The sequence below is a fragment of the Oceanobacillus limi genome, assembly GCF_900111445.1.
Taxonomy (GTDB): Bacteria; Bacillota; Bacilli; order Bacillales; family Amphibacillaceae; genus Ornithinibacillus; species Ornithinibacillus limi.
This window is the reverse complement of sequence record NZ_FOHE01000013.1, coordinates 86,570-105,125: the sequence shown is the minus strand read 5'-3', so window position 1 is coordinate 105,125 and position 18,556 is coordinate 86,570. Positions and strand designations below refer to the sequence as shown.

At 39.8% G+C, this 18,556-nt stretch carries 15 protein-coding genes and 1 riboswitch; of the genes, 5 read left to right on the top strand and 10 right to left on the bottom strand.

The window, feature by feature from the left end:
- Positions 1-160: 160 nt before the first annotated feature.
- On the bottom strand, positions 161-1,402 hold the full coding sequence (locus BMX40_RS13950; RefSeq protein ID WP_090870956.1) for an aminopeptidase: 1,242 nt from the start codon (positions 1,400-1,402) through the stop codon (positions 161-163).
- Between the two features lie 425 nt (positions 1,403-1,827).
- On the opposite strand from BMX40_RS13950, the gene BMX40_RS13945 reads away from it, so the two are divergent.
- Positions 1,828-2,163 carry a winged helix-turn-helix transcriptional regulator gene (locus tag BMX40_RS13945; protein WP_090870955.1) on the top strand — a complete coding sequence of 112 codons (336 nt, stop codon included), beginning with the start codon at positions 1,828-1,830 and terminating at the stop codon, positions 2,161-2,163.
- A 74-nt stretch (positions 2,164-2,237) separates the two neighbouring features.
- Here the strand turns inward: BMX40_RS13945 and hutG are convergent, their stop codons facing one another.
- The 7 genes from hutG to cls all read right to left on the bottom strand — a co-directional run bounded on the left by hutG (position 2,238) and on the right by cls (position 11,570).
- Complete coding sequence (gene hutG / locus BMX40_RS13940) at positions 2,238-3,185, bottom strand: formimidoylglutamase (RefSeq protein WP_090870953.1); 948 nt, start codon at positions 3,183-3,185, stop codon at positions 2,238-2,240.
- On the bottom strand, positions 3,182-4,435 hold the full coding sequence (hutI, locus tag BMX40_RS13935; RefSeq protein WP_090870949.1) for an imidazolonepropionase: 1,254 nt from the start codon (positions 4,433-4,435) through the stop codon (positions 3,182-3,184). Before hutI ends, hutG begins: the two co-directional genes overlap by 4 nt.
- A gap of 15 nt (positions 4,436-4,450) precedes the next feature.
- Positions 4,451-6,103 (bottom strand): urocanate hydratase, encoded by a 1,653-nt coding sequence (gene hutU, locus BMX40_RS13930; protein ID WP_090870947.1) that lies wholly within the window; start codon positions 6,101-6,103, stop codon positions 4,451-4,453.
- Complete coding sequence (hutH, locus tag BMX40_RS13925; RefSeq protein ID WP_090870945.1) at positions 6,090-7,616, bottom strand: histidine ammonia-lyase; 1,527 nt, start codon at positions 7,614-7,616, stop codon at positions 6,090-6,092. The genes hutU and hutH overlap by 14 nt, the downstream gene beginning before the upstream one ends.
- Before the next feature lie 348 nt (positions 7,617-7,964).
- Positions 7,965-9,377, bottom strand: a complete 1,413-nt coding sequence (locus BMX40_RS13920) for an alanine/glycine:cation symporter family protein (RefSeq protein WP_090870943.1) — start codon at positions 9,375-9,377, stop codon at positions 7,965-7,967.
- 197 nt (positions 9,378-9,574) lie between these two features.
- On the bottom strand, positions 9,575-10,102 hold the full coding sequence (locus BMX40_RS13915; protein ID WP_090870941.1) for an acyl-CoA thioesterase: 528 nt from the start codon (positions 10,100-10,102) through the stop codon (positions 9,575-9,577).
- A 25-nt stretch (positions 10,103-10,127) separates the two neighbouring features.
- Positions 10,128-11,570 carry a cardiolipin synthase gene (gene cls / locus BMX40_RS13910; RefSeq protein ID WP_090870939.1) on the bottom strand — a complete coding sequence of 481 codons (1,443 nt, stop codon included), beginning with the start codon at positions 11,568-11,570 and terminating at the stop codon, positions 10,128-10,130.
- 135 nt (positions 11,571-11,705) lie between these two features.
- Here cls and BMX40_RS13905 point away from each other — a divergent pair, with 135 nt between their 5' ends.
- Positions 11,706-12,266 (top strand): short-chain dehydrogenase, encoded by a 561-nt coding sequence (locus BMX40_RS13905; protein WP_170840803.1) that lies wholly within the window; start codon positions 11,706-11,708, stop codon positions 12,264-12,266.
- A 9-nt stretch (positions 12,267-12,275) separates the two neighbouring features.
- Here BMX40_RS13905 and megL read toward each other — a convergent pair whose 3' ends face one another.
- Positions 12,276-13,394, bottom strand: coding sequence for a methionine gamma-lyase (gene megL / locus BMX40_RS13900; RefSeq protein ID WP_425287861.1), 1,119 nt, complete (start codon positions 13,392-13,394; stop codon positions 12,276-12,278).
- 329 nt (positions 13,395-13,723) lie between these two features.
- On the opposite strand from megL, the gene rarD reads away from it, so the two are divergent.
- The 3 genes from rarD to metX all read left to right on the top strand — a co-directional run bounded on the left by rarD (position 13,724) and on the right by metX (position 17,817).
- Positions 13,724-14,626 (top strand): EamA family transporter RarD, encoded by a 903-nt coding sequence (gene rarD, locus BMX40_RS13895; protein WP_090870933.1) that lies wholly within the window; start codon positions 13,724-13,726, stop codon positions 14,624-14,626.
- An 81-nt stretch (positions 14,627-14,707) separates the two neighbouring features.
- Positions 14,708-14,825: riboswitch (SAM riboswitch) on the top strand.
- A 90-nt stretch (positions 14,826-14,915) separates the two neighbouring features.
- A complete protein-coding gene (locus tag BMX40_RS13890; RefSeq protein WP_090870931.1) occupies positions 14,916-16,646 on the top strand; it encodes a PLP-dependent aspartate aminotransferase family protein in 1,731 nt (576 codons plus the stop codon).
- A 127-nt stretch (positions 16,647-16,773) separates the two neighbouring features.
- Positions 16,774-17,817 (top strand): homoserine O-acetyltransferase MetX, encoded by a 1,044-nt coding sequence (metX, locus tag BMX40_RS13885; protein WP_090870929.1) that lies wholly within the window; start codon positions 16,774-16,776, stop codon positions 17,815-17,817.
- A 205-nt stretch (positions 17,818-18,022) separates the two neighbouring features.
- Here the strand turns inward: metX and BMX40_RS13880 are convergent, their stop codons facing one another.
- On the bottom strand, positions 18,023-18,331 hold the full coding sequence (locus tag BMX40_RS13880; protein ID WP_170840802.1) for a hypothetical protein: 309 nt from the start codon (positions 18,329-18,331) through the stop codon (positions 18,023-18,025).
- Between the last annotated feature and the right edge of the window lie 225 nt (positions 18,332-18,556).

Here is an 18,556-nt window from a genome sequence, read left to right as displayed (position 1 = left end):
GTTATCAACCATTAGCTCTAAGTTATCGACGTTCGTTTCCGATTATCAACCGTTATACCCAAGTTATCAGAGTTAACGCTTCAGCAGTGCCAGAAACATTCCTCCAATTGAAAATGCACCACACTCCGAACCGAGTGTGGTGCATTTTAATTTTGTATGATTAACCTTTTATATCTAACGCCCATGTACCGTTGCGGAATACTGGTTCTGTTGTTCCATCCGCTTTGACACCATCGATGTCTAGTTTTTCAGATCCGATCATAAAGTCAACATGTGTTAAACTGTCATTTACTCCATGCTTGTCTAATTCCTCTTCGCTCATTCCTGAGCCATCCTTAATATTTGTTGGATAAGCCTTTCCAAGAGCAATATGACAGGATGCATTTTCATCAAACAAAGTATTATAGAAAATTAAACCTGACTGGGAAACAGGTGATTCATGTGGTACAAGTGCAACCTCACCTAGTCTTTTTGCACCTTCATCTGTTTCTAGTAAATGCTTTAATGTACCTTCCCCTTGTTCTGCTTTAAAATCAACTACTTTTCCGTCTTTAAATGTTAAAGAGAAATTGTCGATTAAGCTTCCGCCGTAGTTTAACGGCTTCGTGCTGGAAACTGTACCATTCACACCATATTTATGTGGCATGGAGAATACTTCTTCTGTCGGCATGTTTGGATTGAATGTAATCCCTTTTTCCGATACAGCAGAACCACCCTTCCAAATATGTCCTTCTGGAAGCTCCATTTCTAACTCTGTTCCTGGTGCTTTAAAGACTAGCTTTTTATAATTTTTCTCATTTAGGATTTCACGTGCCGTAATTAGTGTTTGATTATGCTCATCCCAGGCAGCAACAGGATCTTCTTGATCAACACGAACAATTTTAACAATAGCATCCCAAAGACTTTCGATTGCATCTTCACGAGATTTATCTGGGAAAATTTTTTGAGCCCAATCCCCAGTTGGAATGGAGATGATAGACCAAGTAATTTTATCGTTCATTGTATACTTACGGAAATTCTTCATTGCTTGAGCTGCTGCTTTGTTTGCCTTGGCAACACGTGTTGGATCAATGTCTTTTAATAAATCTGGATTTGTTGAACGAATGTTTAATACAGCTGCTCCATCTTCAGCAAATCTATCATGGAGCTTAACCTTCCATTCTGGATAATCAGCAATAACCTCATCCGGTGCATTTTCATATTTTAACAATGTTAATTCATCGTCTACCCAATTAATATGTACATCTTTTGCTCCAATTTCATATGCTTTACGGACAACCATTTTTGTAAACTCTGCTCCTTCTAGTGGTGCATTGATCATTAGTGCTTGTCCTTTTTGTAAATTAACGCCAGTTCGTAACGCTAGTTCAGCGTATTTTTCTTGTGTTTGTTGAGAAACCATTCCTTAACCTCCATTAAAATAAATGTCTTCTATCGTTATTATTTCACAAACAAATGAATTTTCCAACTAACTTTTCCTAATTGTGCAAAGTTTCTATCCTAATCCCACGATGATAGGTTTTACACGACAAAAAGGATATGCTATGATAAAATTTAAGAGTTACTTTTTGTAAGTTTTTATTGAACAAAAGCGCAAGCGCCCTGTATAGAGACGTACGGACTGGACTGAGCCGTAGGAGATAAAGGAAACACGGCGACCGAAGGAAGCCGATGTTGACTTATCGTACGAAGGCGAGGGAAGTCTCGCTAGTCTCTGGGAGCTGGACGTGGCTGTTGCTGTAGGTAAACTTAACTAAGCCAAATTAATTTTTATAACTTCTTAATATATTAACAAAAGCGATGCTTCATGTTAACGAGGTGAAACGAATGAGTGAATTATGTCCACGATTTGAAAAAGCGATGGAAATCGTAAGTAAACGCTGGGTTGGTCTTATATTGTCTGAACTTCTAAATGGTAAAAAGCGTTTCTCTGAAATGGAAACAGACCTGCCAATTAGTGGAAGGTTACTTTCGGATCGCTTAAAAATGCTCGAAAAAGAAGGCATCGTTGAACGTAATATATATTCCGAATTTCCAGTTCGTATTGAATACTCCTTAACCGAAAAAGGGGAGGGGCTAAAGCCTGTTATTAATGAAATTCAAAATTGGTCTGATGTTTGGATTACACCAGAAGAAGTGCAAGATCAAATCACGGAAAAATGATAATGTAGGCTAGGAAAGCACCGTTGCTTTCCTAGCTATTACTAGCAGGCTCTTTGTAAGGCCTGTTTTTTATGTTAGCAGCTTTTCCCTTTCAATAATTGTAAGATCATATAAGCAGCAATTCGACTTGTCATATTTCGAATATCTACGGTCGGGTCGATCTCGACAATATCCATCGCAATTACTTCTTCCTGTTTAGCTAAGTATGAAATTCCTTCTATTAACATTTCCGTATTCATTCCTCCTGGACCAATCGCTGGGCACCCCGGAGCAAAAGCTTGATCCAATACATCCATGTCTAACGATATATATACCCGATCAACTTGCTTGCTTAATCGTTCTCTTTCTTTTTCTAAAATGTCACGTATCCCATCATTACGTATATTGCCCATTGAATACATCTTTACGCCATGTTCTTTTCCAAAATCATGATAAGCTTTTGCGTTGGAGAAGTCGCGGATCCCAATTTGAACGAGATTATCACCTTGAATAACCCCTTCTTCTAGTAACCGCCTAAATGGTGTACCATTTGTCGGTCCCCCGTCTTCCGTATTGCGAAAATCATGATGTGCATCGAATTGGATAACACCAATTGATTCATATTTTTCTTTAACGGCCTTTATCGATGCATAGCTTACGGAATGATCTCCACCTAACAACACCCATTTACCTGTCGCTTCGGTCGCTAAAATATCGGTCATCCCTTCATATAAACGATTCTGATTTCCTATAATATCTGTCGGGTCCATATATAAATCACCAAAATCGATTATGGGAGTCGTTAACTCCAATTCCGCTTCTCCTGAATATGTTGTATAACCTTGCAATGCGCTTCGAATTGCTCCTGGTGCAAATGATGCCCCAGAGTGACTGATAGACGGTTTTGACAACGGTAAACCAACAAGACCAAACGCTCCTGTTTCTCCAGATTTCCAAGGTCGTAACAGATCTTTCGCTTTCGTCGTATATCGATCTTTAAAGATCGCTTCTCCAGCTCGGCGCAAATGACGAATCTCACTCATCGAATCTCCTGCCTTTGATATAAAACATTTCCATTTTTAATTACGGTATTCACATGATTCACACCATAGTGATACGGAATATACATATAATTCGGAGCATCCCAAATAACGATATCCGCTTTTCGTCCAATGGCAATGGACCCTGCTTCATCCCCTCGACCAATAGCATGGGCAGCATTAACTGTAACGGCATGCCAAATTTCCTCTGGTGACATGTTTAACTTTAACGCCGCAATGGACATGATTAATTGCAGATTCTCTGTTACACAACTACCAGGGTTAAAGTCAGTCGATATGGAAACCGCAGCACCAGCATCAATCATTTTCCGTGCTCTTGCATACGTATCCTTCCCTAGATAGAAACTCGTTCCAGGTAAAATAACTCCAATCGTATCTGAGTTGGCTAGTCGATTAATTCCTTCGTCAGAGCTTACAGCTAAATGGTCCCCACTGATCGCCCCCATTTCAACGGCTAGTTCAGTCCCACCTAGAGGATCAATTTCATCTGCATGCATTTTAACTCTAAATCCTCTATCCTTCGCTTTTTGCAAATACCGCCGCGATTGTTCAACTGTAAATACACCTGTTTCTGTAAAAATATCAACAAATTCAGCAAGCTTTTCTTCCTTGATTTCATCAAACATATCCGCCATTTGATCCAGAAAAGCCTCTGGGTCTTGTTTAAATTCTGGTGGAATAGCATGCGCCCCTAAAAATGTGGATACGATATCAAGCGGATGCTTCCCCTTTACTTCTTTCACTACTTCCAATTGTTTTCGTTCCGTTTCCCGATCTAATCCATAGCCACTTTTTGCTTCTACGGTCGTTATTCCATGCATAGCCATCCGGTCTAAATGGAAGAGTGCTTTATCTACTAATTCTTCATGCGTTGCCTTCTGTGTTGCTTTTACAGTAGATAATATCCCACCGCCTTTTTGAAGGATTTCAAGGTATGGAACCCCTTTTTGCTTCAGGGCCATTTCCCTTTCCCTTGAACCACCAAAAACAAGATGTGTATGAGGTTCAACAAGGCCAGGCGATACTAGTTTTCCCCCTGCATCTATTACATGATTAGCTGTTACTTGATCCGTTTCATCGGTAGACCCAATCCAGACAACCTGATCCTTTTTGATTCCAACGGCAGCATTTTCCCAAACGGTCAGTTCATTCATGGCTATACCTTTTACAGGTCCATTATGATCCATTGGCAATAACTGTCCAATGTTCGTAATCAATGTATCTACTTGCATACTCTCTCCCCCTACTTATTTTTTCATAGGTATCGTAATATCATGATCCCTAGCAAATTGCGTAGCTTTCTCATAACCTGCATCAGCGTGGCGAATAATTCCCATTCCAGGATCTGTTGTTAAAACACGCTGTAACCGTTGTTTAGCTAAATCCGTACCATCTGCAACAGCTACCATTCCTGCATGAAGGGAGTAACCCATTCCGACACCTCCACCATGATGGAAAGAGATCCATGAACCACCTGCAGCCGTATTAATCAGCGCATTTAGTATCGCCCAATCCCCTACTGCATCACTACCATCCTTCATTCCTTCTGTTTCACGATTCGGAGAGGCTACCGAACCACAATCTAAGTGATCTCTACCAATGACAATAGGGGCTTTAAGTTCACCTTTTCGTACTAATTCATTAATCGCTAAGCCCATCTTGACACGCTCCCCATATCCTAACCAGCAAATCCTAGATGGTAGTCCCTGAAAGGATACACGTTCCTGCGCCATATCAATCCAACGGAGCAAAGCTTTATTTTCTGGAAACAATTCTTTAATTAGTTGATCTGTGCGATAGATGTCTTCCGGTTCTCCTGATAATGCAGCCCAGCGGAATGGCCCCTTGCCTTCACAAAACAACGGACGTATATACGCTGGAACAAAGCCAGGAAAATCAAACGCATTGGTTACTCCTTCATCTTGAGCAACTTGTCGAATATTGTTCCCATAATCAAACACAATTGCTCCTCTTTCGCGAAATGCAAGCATCGCCTCAACATGTTTCGCCATGCTTTGTTTTGCCAGTCTTATATACATATCTGGATTATGCTTTCGTAAATCCTCCGCTTCTTCAACAGTGTAATCAACTGGTATATATCCGTTCAATGGGTCATGAGCAGAGGTTTGGTCTGTTACAATATCAATGGATACGTTTCTTCTTAGGAATTCATGGTGAACGTCTGCTGCATTTCCAAGTAAGGCAATAGATAGCGCTTCTCCCTTCTCCTTCGCTTCCATAGCTAGCTTAATCGCTTCATCAATACTTTCGGTCATTACATCACAATACGACGTTTGTAACCGCTTTTCGATTCTGCTCCGATCCACTTCAACTGCAATCACGACGCCTTCATTCATTGTAACTGCGAGTGGTTGTGCTCCTCCCATTCCGCCAAGTCCAGCTGTTAATGTGATCGTACCATTAAGCGATGTACCATAATGTTTTTTTGCAAGCGCTGCGAAGGTTTCATAGGTTCCTTGAAGGATACCTTGCGTTCCAATATAGATCCAACTTCCTGCTGTCATCTGTCCATACATCATTAACCCTTTTTGATCAAGCTCATGGAAGTGCTCCCAATTTGCCCACTTTGGTACTAAGACCGAATTTGATAGCAGCACGCGAGGTGCGTGTTGGTGGGTTTTAAATACTCCAACAGGCTTTCCTGACTGAATCAGCATGGTTTCGTCATTTTCTAAATTCCTTAGTGTCCTTTCTATCGCTCGAAACGATTCCCAGTTTCTTGCCGCTTTCCCAATCCCACCGTAAACAACAAGCTCCTCTGGTTTTTCTGCTACTTCTGGATCTAAATTATTGTAAAGCATTCGTAATGCCGCTTCTTGCTCCCACCCTTTACATTCTATATGAAGTCCTTTTTTCACTCTGACATCAGCCTTGGTCATAGATAACCCCACCTTTATCACGTATTTTGAATTCACTCTTTTCCGTTAGCCATTGTGTAAGTCGCTCGATATCGCTAGCAAAAACACGATCCTGTGTAATACTCGGAACAACTTTGCGCGCTTCTTCGTAGTACTCGCGCGTACGTTTTGCCATTTTTTCAATTCCGCGATATTCCACTGCTTGCATAGCACAGATTAACTCAATCGCAATGACCCTTCTTGTATTCTGCAGCATTTGTCGTGCATGGCGTGCAGCAATTGTCCCCATACTCACATGGTCCTCTTGATTAGCTGAAGATGGAATAGAATCCACACTAGCCGGATGGGCTAATGTTTTGTTTTCCGATACTAATGATGCTGCACTGTACTGCATGATCATCGCACCAGATTCCAGTCCAGGATTAGGACTTAAGAAAGGCGGTAGATCGTTTAATTGCGGATTAACTAATCGCTCAATCCTACGCTCGGAAATATTTGCCGCTTCAGCTATACCCAGCTTTAGAAAATCCATTGCAAAAGCGATTGGCTCCCCATGAAAATTTCCACCCGAAATTACTTTTGACTGCTCCGAAAAAATCAACGGATTATCTGTAACTGCATTAATCTCTACTTCTAGCTTATCCTTGCAGTAGTTTAATGTTTGCCAGCAGGCTCCCAATACTTGAGGGATACACCTTAAGGAATAGGCATCCTGCACTCTTTTCTCCCCTTGGTTCGTTACCAAGCAGCTTCCTTGAACAAGTTGGTTTATTCGCGTCGCCACTTCAATTTGCTCTTGATGACCCCGTGCATAATGAATATCCAGATCAAATGCATCTATAATTCCTTGTAATCCTTCTAGCGACATCGCTGCAACAACTTCACTTTGGAACAATAACTTTCTTCCTTCCAAATACGTCATAACTCCAACAGCTGTCATTGCCTGTGTCCCATTAATTAAGGCTAGCCCCTCTTTAGCCTCTAACGTAATGGGTTGTATACCAACTTCTTTTAAAGCCTGGCCTGTATGCATCCGTTCTCCATCATAGTACACCTCTCCTTCCCCTAAGAGAGCTAATGCCAAATGAGATAATGGAGCTAAGTCACCACTTGCTCCCAATGAACCCTGCTGCGGGATGACCGGATGAATACCAACATTCAAATAGTCGATAAATTGCATTACAAGTTTAGGGCGAACACCAGAATAACCCTTAGCTAATGCATTTGCGCGTAACAGTAACATGGCTCGACTAATCGTCTCCGAAAACGGGTCTCCTACGCCACAAGCATGGGAATGGATAAGGTTTAGCTGCAAGCTTTCTAAGTCCTTTTCTTCAATAATGACATCACTGAACTTCCCAAAACCTGTATTAATACCGTACATCGTTTGTTTGGATGCTAGCATTTCTTCCACTACTTCTCGATTCCTTTGGATTTGACGGACCGAATCAGTAGCCAATGATACTTCCTCCTTAAGAAGTACGACACGTTCAACTTCTTCTAATGTTAATGTTGCCCCAGTAAGAATGACCAATTGGAATACACCTCCGTATTATCGCTTTACTACAATAAAGCAACCAAAGTAAAAGGAGGCTTAGGTTTCATCCAAGCCTCCTTGCAATTCTTTTATAGGTTCTCGCTTATTTTGCAACAAAATCATAGCTCCACCTCTAATAGTTTTAAATTTTCTAACTTCAATTGTAAGCGTTTTCCTAATTAAGGTCAACTCTTTTTCAGTAGGAACTTATTATTTACATTGCAGTACAGTTACCGGATAAGTAGTGACCATATCTTATGCTCTCTCCCACCTGAGGAATACCGTGTTTATCCTGCCACTAAGAAAAACCTCCCCGCTTTATCTAAGCAGAGAGGTTTACTTTTTTTACTTATCTTGTTTTCGTTCCCAATATTCAACCCCATCATCCTCATCTAGTACATCACGATAGAAGACTGGGTCTTTCCCGGCTTTTCGCTGTTCCCGATAATCCATAAGCACCCGGTGAGCAATTTTGTATAATTTCGTTATCGCATACAAGTTTATTAATGCCATTATCGCCATTGTTAAATCCGCAAGTCCCCAAACAAAGTCAAAAGAGGCCACTGCACCGAAGAACACCATCGCAATAACGGCAAGACGGTAAAGAAATAACGAAACTGTATTTTGTCTAATATACCCAATATTACTTTCACCGTAGTAATAGTTCCCTAAAATCGAGCTATACGCAAAGAGAAAGATGGCAATAGCTATGAAGAACTCTGCCCATGTTCCGATATGTGAAGCAAAAGCATTCTGTGTCAGTTGTATACCATCTAAATCACTACCGGCATAGCCACCAGCTGATAAGATAACAAATCCAGTTGCAGTACAAATCAAGATCGTATCAAAGAAGACTCCTAACGCCTGGATGAACCCTTGCTTGGCAGGGTGAGTTACTTCAGCCGTTGCAGCCGCATTGGGAGCACTCCCCATACCTGCTTCATTTGAAAACAAACCACGTTTAATCCCCATCATAATCGCTGCACCAAAGCCACCACCAGCAACCTCCTGAATTCCAAATGCATTAGAAACAATTAAGGAAAACATATCAGGTATGGCAGTAATATTAAGTATCAAAATGATGATAGCAACTACAATATAGATAATTGCCATAAATGGAACGATAATCTGGGTAACATTGGCAATTGTTCGAATACCACCAAAAATTACAATTGCGGTAAGAACAGCTAATACAGCTGCCATTACATATTGATTCACTTCAAATTCACCTGAAAAGGCTAAACTGATTGTGTTTGATTGAACGGAATTGAAAACCAATCCATACGTAAATGTAATCGTAATTGCAAAAACAATTCCAAGTGTACGATTCTTCAGCCCTTTTTCCATATAGTAGGCAGGTCCGCCACGATATTGATTTTTTTCGGGAACTTTATAGACTTGTGCTAGCGTACTTTCTACAAATCCAGAAGCAGCTCCAAATAAAGCAATAATCCACATCCAAAAGATCGCTCCAGGTCCACCTAATGCTACAGCTGATGCTACTCCAGCAAGATTTCCTGTTCCAACCCTCGACGCTGCACTTATTGCAAAGGCTTGGAAAGATGATGTCCCCTTTTTTCCAGTTGCAATTACTGTACGTTTATCAAATAAGGTTCGAAACATATCTGGAAGATTTCGAAACTGCACAAAATTAGTTCGAATGGTAAACCATAACCCTAGGCCAATCAATATGATAATCAGGACATAAGACCACAAAACATTATTAATTTCACCGATAATAGATTCTAGTAAATTCACCTAAACGCTCCTTTCAAATTTCTACGTACTAGTTAGCATAACCAATTTATGAAGAAATGCCCGCAAAAATTCTTTCCTATTATTATTTGAACCAATAGTTGCATGGGTTAATTCTACCAATAGTCCTTCGGCTGTTACAAGACGGGGATATCTTACTATAAAAAGCATGTAGCTCGAGTCTACATGCTCCTTTTACATTACACATTATTTTCATGATGCCATGGATAATTGGTACCAAACTTTGCTGCCAATTCTTTGGAATTCTTTCTTCTTTCTTTACGTTGCTCCGCTCGTTTAGGGGCATCCTTATGAAGCAACTTTTCCAACTCGGTTTCTGGATAAACATCCGGAACTGGTATTGGTCGTCCATTGTCGTCAACTGCTACAAAAGTTAAGAAGGCTGTTGTACACACTTTTCGATCCCCCGTTATTAACTCTTCCGTAACTGCTTTAACAAACACTTCCATCGATGTGTTATGTGTCCAAGTTACGAAAGCCTCTACACAAATGGAATCTCCTTCTTTTACTGGAGCTAAAAAGTCAACAGAATCAGTCGATGCTGTAACTACTGGTTTTCGTGCATGTCTTACTGCAGCAATTGCTGCTACATCATCAATATGTGCCATTAATTTGCCACCAAATAATGTACCGTGCGTGTTGGTGTCTGGCGGCAAAACATGCGATGTCTTAACTGCTAGAGAGTTGGAACAAGGCTTTTTCTCCATTTTATTTCCTCCTAAATATCTACCATTATAAAATAGGTGATAGTAATCTTGATATGGACTCTTTAATTCGTATCCCAATGGAACGCTTTTGATACAGCTTTAACGTTACTTGTGTGGAATGCTGAATATCATCTTTAAAGGCTTCCACTAACCGTTCAGCAAGCGCTTGGTCATATAGAAAGGCATTCACTTCAAAATTTAACCGAAAACTACGTACATCAATATTTGCTGTACCTACTGAAGCAATCTTCCCATCAACAATAAGCGTTTTTGAATGTAAAAATCCATTCTGATAAATAAACACTTCTGCTCCTGCGTTTAACAAGTCCCCTACATAAGAGAGAGTCGCCCAGTATACAAAGGGGTGATCAGGTTTGTTAGGTATCATTATTTTGACATGAACTCCTGAAAGTGCTGCGATACGTAATGCATCTCGCAAGCTTTCGTCTGGTATCAAGTAAGGCGTTTGAATATAAACATATTTTTTGGCTGAAAGAATCATTTTTATGTATCCGTTTTTTATTTGCTCCCAATCAGAGTCTGGACCACTAGAAACAATCTGAATACCCACATCACCAGAAGGCTCTGCTTCATAATACCGCTCATCATACAAAATGTCATTGCGTGAAGCTTGATTCCAATCTAAAATAAATCGTGTTTGCATTTGTTGAACTGCACTTCCTACAATACGTAGATGCGTGTCACGCCAATATCCAAATCGGCTGCTTTTCCCCAAATACTCGTCACCAATATTAAAACCACCGATATAACCTATTTTCCCGTCAATGATCGCTAGTTTTCGATGATTTCGGTAGTTAATTTTAAAGTTAATGTTTGGTATTTTCGGTGGGAAAAAGGATTCAACCTGTACGCCCGATTCGCGCAATCGTTTCAGGTATTTTCTCCCTATCCTTCTAGATCCCATATCATCATAGAGGACACGAACTTCTATTCCTTCTCTCGCCTTTTTCCTCAGTACATGGGCAATTCGTTGACCTAATTCGTCATTTCTCAATATGTAATATAGTAAATGAATATGGTCTGTTGCTGTTTCCATATCTTTGATTAAACGATCAAACTTCTCATGCCCGTCGGTAAAGATCTTAACACGATTATCTTGTGTTAGAATCGCATCATCATTCTTCAAATGTAGATAGTATAATGACTGATAATTTTTTAATTCCTCGTTTTTGAATGGAAACTGATTTGTTTCCATTTCCTTTAATTGGGTTTGAACAGCCTTTTGAACACCGAGCCTTGATTTTGTATCCCATGAAAAAATTCGTTGATTGCTTAAACGACGACCAAAAATTAAATAAAGAAAAAAGCCTGCTACAGGGATAAAAAGCAATACCATTAACCATGCCCATGCAGAGCTTGCATCTTTTCTTTCTAAAAAAACAATGGATACCCCTAATACAATATTAAAAAACATGACCGATCCCAATAAATAGGGCATGAAATCCATATGATAATCCCCTTCTATACATTAATGTCCTACTTATAATATAGCATAAAGTGGTAATACATACATTGCGACTCGCTTCGATTTGTTTCTGTTACCATCTATATACTATACTGTATGAAAAAGGGAGGACATTTGATGAGTGAAAGTGAAAAAGCCTATGCATTGGTAATTGGTGGAACTGGTATGCTAGAACGTGTTTGTCATTGGTTAGTGGAACAAGGATATTTCGTTTTTGTAATCAATCGGAACCGGGAAAAATTTGATACCATGAAAAGCCGAAATCCTAACCCTGAACAACTTCTTCCGCTAACGGTAGATTATCACGAGGAAGAACAGTTACTTCAAAAAGTTAGCAGCGCATTTGAGAAATACGGGGTGCCTGATTTAGTTGTCAGTTGGATCCATTCATCGGCGCCACACGCACTGCCGCTTATACTAAATCAATTCAAATCCCGAAACAAAACTTGGAAGTTATTGCATGTCCAGGGAAGCTCATCATTCTTTGTAAAAGAAAATACGCCTGTACCTGAAAACTGCCAGTACAGACGCATTTACCTTGGTTTTGTTATTGAGGATAATGTTTCCCGATGGCTAACACATGACGAAATTGCCAACGGTGTCATAAAAGTCATACAAAATGATTATCAAGAAACAATTGTTGGGACTTTAAAACCTTGGAACAAGCGACCACAGTAAAGCTGTATTTTATATCTGATCAAGCGCTTGTTTGAGGTCTGCCCAAATATCGTTCCATGCTTCTAAACCGACTGAAAGGCGAATAAGCTGGTCAGTAATACCCATTTCGAGCCTAGACTCTTCTGGAACCACCGCATGTGTCATTGTTGCAGGGTGCTCAATCAACGTTTCTGCATCTCCTAGGCTAACTGCTATTTTTAAAAAGCTAAGTTTGTTCAAAAATTGTTGTGCATCCGCTTTGGTTCCATCTATTTCAAATGAAATAACCCCACCACCGCGTTTCATCTGTTGTTCTTGAATGGATATTTCAGCACCTTCTTCTAGCGGATAGTAGACAGCTGTAACTTTTGAATGATGCTTTAATTCTGATACAATTTTTTCGGCATTGTCACAATGGCGATCCATCCGAATCGGTAATGTTTTTAAACCACGCAATAATAACCAAGCATCAAAAGGTGAAATGACCCCGCCAATATCTTTTTGTGTTGTCATCGCAACAGAATCGAGAAATTCCTTCGTACCTACTACTAACCCAGCAATGACGTCTCCATGACCACCAATATATTTTGTCGCACTATGAATCACAACATCACAGCCAAGCTCCAATGGTCGTTGTAGATATGGTGAAGAGAATGTATTATCAACTACGACAGGAATATTGTATTCTTTCGCTACTTCTGCGACCATTTTCAGATCAATCAATTTAATTGTTGGATTTATTGGTGTCTCTACATAAATGCATGCTGTCTCTGGTTTTATACGTGACCTCAGCGCATCCTTTGATTCCATTGCTGAAAAATCATGCGCAATATTATACTTTTCCTTCATCATGGTCAGCAGCCCAAATGTGCATCCATATAAACCAGAAGAACATAATATATGATCCCCTGCCTTCGTTAAAGCAATAAGAACTGCAGAAACTGCCGCCATTCCTGACCCAAACGCTAGTCCTCGTTCGCCATTTTCTAATGCTGCAATGCGTTCCTCTAATACCGTAACGGTTGGGTTCCCTAATCGCGAATAAATATAGCCTTCCTCTTCTCCGGCAAATCTTCTCTCTCCCTGCTCCGCCGAAGTAAATGTATACGTAGATGTTTGAAATAATGGTGTAGCCAAGCTTCCTAACATATCTTTTGCATCATATCCCTCATGAATGACAGACGTTTCAAATTGATTATATTTACGAGACAATGTAACTCTCCCCCTATTTATATTTTCGTTAGGTCCTTTATTACTATCATATTCTATAATTCTTATTTTTGAAAGCGTTTTCTTTTTTGTTATCTAGAAAGTCTTGTAAACAATTTAATTGCTTTTTTATAACCAAGGTTCTAAAATTACACTACTTATTAAGAAATATGGCTATAAGTGATGAATGAGCAATCTCCAACATATAGTTACGGACAGTATAAATAAATTACGAATAAAATAAGTCTATTTAAAAAGAAGGTCTGACGATGGAAAATAACACGGATAAATTAGGAATTATTTACACAGCAGGAGCATACATTTTATGGGGATTTTTGCCGATTTATTGGAAACTTGTCGATGAGGTTCCTGCAGGTGAGATTCTTGCACATCGAATCATATGGTCGTTTCTTTTTATGTTGATTATTGTTCTGGTCCTTAAAAAATGGCGACCATTTATACAGCAATGTAAAATTATTCTTCAAGATAGAAAAAAACTAATTGGCATTACACTAGCATCTGTTGTAATTAGTCTTAACTGGCTCACTTATATTTGGGCTGTTAATAGCGATCATGTTATCCAAGCAAGTCTTGGTTATTACATCAATCCATTGGTAAGTATATTGCTAGCGATTATTGTTCTTAAAGAAAAGCTATCCAAACAACAAGCGTTTTCTGTTATTTTAGCTGGAATTGGGGTTCTATACTTAACCATAAGTTATGGTGTTTTTCCATGGGTATCTCTAACCTTGGCCCTATCTTTCGCGTTATATGGGCTATTCAAAAAAACGGTAGATATCCCAGCTATGTTTGGGCTAACGATCGAAACAATGATCATCACGCCACTTGCCTTCATTTATCTATATATGATTCCCAAAAATACATTTGGGGCAGTAGATACAATAGCAACTACCAATTTACTGTTGATGGGTGCTGGTGTAGCAACAGCGATTCCGTTATTATTATTTGCTAGTGGAGCAAAACGAATCCCATTAGCAATGGTTGGATTCTTACAATATTTTGCTCCAACCATAATGTTATTCCTAGGAATTTTCGTATACCATGAAACATTTTCGCAAGCACATTTAATCGCTTTTAGTCTTATTTGGATTGCTTTATTTATCTATTTAGGATCGGTGTATAAGCACCCATTTCGAAAACAACGCAGCTAGTTCAAAAGATATAATCTTTTATTAATTTATTGACAATTCAAATTGACATCGATTATAATACTCATCAAGTTAACTTAAAATCTCTTATCAAGAGTGACGGAGGGAATAGGCCCGATGAAGTCCGGCAACCTTAACGCAAGAATATCTTGCATTTAAAGGTGCTAAATCCTACAGATCCATTTGATCTGGAAGATAAGAGGAGGAACGGTATTCCAATACGCGCCCTCTTCTTAGGAAGGGGGTTTTTTATTTCCTCTTCCTCCAGATAACTACTAAAGGAGGAATAAAAATGACAGAATTTCAAATTTCAAGTCCAGAAACAAATCTTTTACACGGGGGTCAGATCCCCGATCCAACTACGGGATCAAGAGCGGTCCCAATCTACCAAACTACTTCCTACGTATTCCGAGATACAGAACATGCCCAAAATCTCTTTGGACTACAAGAACCCGGTAACATATACACGAGAATTGGAAACCCAACCGTGGATGCATTTGAACAACGTATTGCATTACTTGAAGATGGCGTTGCTGCGGTTGCTACATCATCTGGAATGGCTGCTATTACGCTTGCTATTTTAAACATTGCAAGCTCAGGGGACGAAATTATTGCCGATAGTAATTTATATGGCGGTACCTATAATCTGTTTGCAAATACACTTCCCCGATATGGAATTGATGTAAAGTTTGTAGATGGAACAAACGTAGAAGAGATTAAAAATGCTATAACAGATAGAACAAAAGCCGTGTTTGGTGAAACTATTACAAACCCTAGCTTAAATGTTTTCGATATAGAGGCGGTTGCAGACCTTGCACACCAGCATCATATACCACTTATCATAGATAATACTTTCGGGACACCTATTCTTTCCAAACCACTTACATGGGGTGCGGATATCGTTGTCCATTCTGCAACCAAATGGATTGGTGGTCACGGTACATCCATTGGGGGTGTAGTTGTTGATGGTGGACGCTTCGATTGGGATAATGGCAAATTCCCTGGATTTACAGAAGCAGATGAAAGCTATAATGGATTAAAATACATCGATGTTGGTCCTGCCGCTTTTGCAACAAAGCTACGGGTTCAATTGCTACGTGATATTGGTGCCTGCCTAAGCCCACAAAATGCCTTTTTACTTTTACAAGGCTTAGAGACACTTCACTTACGAATGGAACGCCACATCGAAAACGCAGATAAAGTTGCTAGCTTTCTACAGAATCACCCTGCTGTCGAATGGGTTAACTATCCCGGTTTATCTGATCACCCATCCCATGAACTTGCTAAAAAGTACTTAAACGGCGGGTTCGGTTCCATGATTACATTTGGGATAAAAGGCGGACGTGAAGCAGGGAGAAAGCTAATTGACCAAGTGAAGCTTTGGTCCCATGTTGCAAATGTCGGTGATGCAAAATCGCTCATCATTCACCCTGCATCAACAACCCATCAGCAACTAACTGCTGAAGAACTAAAAAGCAGTGGGGTAACCGAAGAATTAGTACGTCTATCGATTGGTATCGAAGCAGCAACAGATATTATAAGAGATCTTGATCAGGCTATTTCCAAAGCAACACGACAAAGCCGTTTATACACTCAGACGGAGGAAGATACAATACGTTGGCTGTTAGCTTCTCCATTTGATCGCAGTAATGGATCGGTACGCCAAAAGGTCATTGCTGTATATTCCAATAAGATAGAGCAACTCCAGTCACTACAAAAACTAGGCTATCATGTTGTCTCAGTTGGATCATCGTTAGAGAACCAATTAGAAAGCTTTCATGAATTGGTTGATATTCCCTATGAAGTGGATGCTGTATTCGTTCATAATCACGATTTACCACCGACAACCATCGAACAATTCATTAATAAACAAGGAAAAATCATTTGGGTAGAGCAGTCCAATCAATCGGATCAGCTATTACAACACGCAAAAGCAGCAGGTATTTCTGTCATTGAAAATCGCTCGATTTCTGAGGAATTGCGCAATTTAAAGGGAGACATTGCATTACATCATCTTGTATGATTTTTATGGGGTAAACATAATGAATAAAATCCTTAGCTGGAGTTGCTACAGGTGATAATGCAGGACTAGGTTTTCTTTAGCGACAGTAATGGCTTGTTGCTAATTATAAATTTAAGGAAGTGGGATCATGGCTTATTTACAATCAGAAATACCGTATCAAACTGGAGAAGTGTCTATTGGTCCCCTCTCCTTATCTTCTGGTGAAACGTTAGAAAATGTAACCTTAACTTATGAGTTGGTTGGAGTTAGCGGAAAACCCATTATTCTTGTTTGCCACGCGTTAACTGGTAACCATATAACCGTCGGGAACGAAATTACTGCCGGCTGGTGGGATGGACTTATTGGTCATGATCGAGCCATTAGCACAATGCATTATCAAGTCCTCACATTTAATGTTCTAGGTGGATGCAATGGGTCGACTGGACCGACATCACTTGACCCGAAAACAGGTACGTCTTACCGCACAACCTTCCCTAAAATTACTGTACGCGATATGGTTCAAGCACAATATCTCGCATTAGAAAAATTACATATTAAATCACTACACGCTATCATTGGTGGATCATTAGGTGGAATGCAAGTTTTAGAATGGGGGTTACTATTCCCTACCTTTATGAACAAACTAATCAGCCTTGCCTCGACTCCCCGTTTTTCTGATTATGGCATTGCTTTTAATCATATTGCTGAAGCTACCATTCGAAACGACCCAAATTGGCAAAATGGAAGGTATTTCGCCAATCAACAAATTCACGGGTTAGAAATCGCTCGGATGGTTGGAATGGTTACCTATCGAAGTGCAGCTCTATTTACGGAGAGATTTGACCGCAAACATAGTAATGATTGCTATGCTGTTTCATCCTACTTAAATTATCAGGGGAAAAAGCTAGCAAACCGTTTTGATGCAAACAGTTATATTTATCTATTACAGGCAATGAACAATCATGATATAGGGAGAAATAGAGGTGGATGGAAAAAAGCTTGTCAATTATACAGGCGTCCATTGTTAGCTATAGGTTATGCTAATGACTTGATATATGAACCAAAGCACATCCAACAGTTTGCTGAAATAGCTCCCAACTGTACCTATCATTATGTCGAAACGATATTTGGTCATGACGGTTTTTTAACTGAATATCAAAAATGGGAAAATTACATAGCAGATTTTATCTAATTGCTTTTCTCAACGACGAGAGCCAGGAGGATATAACTAATTCTCGACTATAATAGGGTGAAGTAGTTAAGGTTGATTTAACCTTTGGATCTAATACGTAGTTGATGTATGATGCGACGTAAATTCATCAATGACAAGGTGGATCCTCATTCCGCTAAATGGACGAAATAATCCTTCTGGAGCGTGGTTTTGGATCCTCATTCCTTTATTTACCTTTTTTGGGTGCAATTTGCGCTGATTTATGGCTAATAGAGGAATGAGGATCCTCATACTCCTTGTTTGGGCGGTATTTTTGCCATTTAACGGAACCACAATCCTCATCAATGACAAGGTGGATCCTCATTCCGCTAAATGGAACAAATAATCCGTCTGAAGCATGGTTTGGGATCCTCATTCCTTTATTTACCTTTTTCGCGTACGATTTACGCTGATTTATGGCTAATAGAGGAATGAGGATCCTCATACTCCTTGTTTGGGCGGTATTTTCGCCATTTAACGGAACCACAATCCTCATCACGAACCCAGTGGATCCTCATTCCGCTAAATGGACGAAATAATCCTTCTGGAGCATGGTTTGGGATCCTCATTCCTTTATTTACCCTGGCCGAGGCAGTACCCGTGGAAAGCGAATGGCTGCAGCGGAAATCAAGTTGCTCTTACGTCACATAATATACATTATGTACATCAACAGTAACATCCGAACGAATTCTACATTTAAGAAATGAATCATTCGTTCGGT

Coding starts and splice junctions, on each gene's coding strand:
- BMX40_RS13880 (WP_170840802.1), bottom strand. CDS start 18,331: ATGAGGATTGTGGTTCCGTTAAATGGCGAAAATACCGCCCAAACAAGG.
- BMX40_RS13915 (WP_090870941.1), bottom strand. CDS start 10,102: ATGGAGAAAAAGCCTTGTTCCAACTCTCTAGCAGTTAAGACATCGCAT.
- hutI (WP_090870949.1), bottom strand. CDS start 4,435: ATGCAAGTAGATACATTGATTACGAACATTGGACAGTTATTGCCAATG.
- BMX40_RS13890 (WP_090870931.1), top strand. CDS start 14,916: ATGACAGAATTTCAAATTTCAAGTCCAGAAACAAATCTTTTACACGGG.
- rarD (WP_090870933.1), top strand. CDS start 13,724: ATGGAAAATAACACGGATAAATTAGGAATTATTTACACAGCAGGAGCA.
- megL (WP_425287861.1), bottom strand. CDS start 13,394: ATGTTAGGAAGCTTGGCTACACCATTATTTCAAACATCTACGTATACA.
- BMX40_RS13945 (WP_090870955.1), top strand. CDS start 1,828: ATGAGTGAATTATGTCCACGATTTGAAAAAGCGATGGAAATCGTAAGT.
- hutU (WP_090870947.1), bottom strand. CDS start 6,103: ATGACCAAGGCTGATGTCAGAGTGAAAAAAGGACTTCATATAGAATGT.
- metX (WP_090870929.1), top strand. CDS start 16,774: ATGGCTTATTTACAATCAGAAATACCGTATCAAACTGGAGAAGTGTCT.
- hutG (WP_090870953.1), bottom strand. CDS start 3,185: ATGAGTGAGATTCGTCATTTGCGCCGAGCTGGAGAAGCGATCTTTAAA.
- BMX40_RS13950 (WP_090870956.1), bottom strand. CDS start 1,402: ATGGTTTCTCAACAAACACAAGAAAAATACGCTGAACTAGCGTTACGA.
- BMX40_RS13905 (WP_170840803.1), top strand. CDS start 11,706: ATGAGTGAAAGTGAAAAAGCCTATGCATTGGTAATTGGTGGAACTGGT.
- cls (WP_090870939.1), bottom strand. CDS start 11,570: ATGGATTTCATGCCCTATTTATTGGGATCGGTCATGTTTTTTAATATT.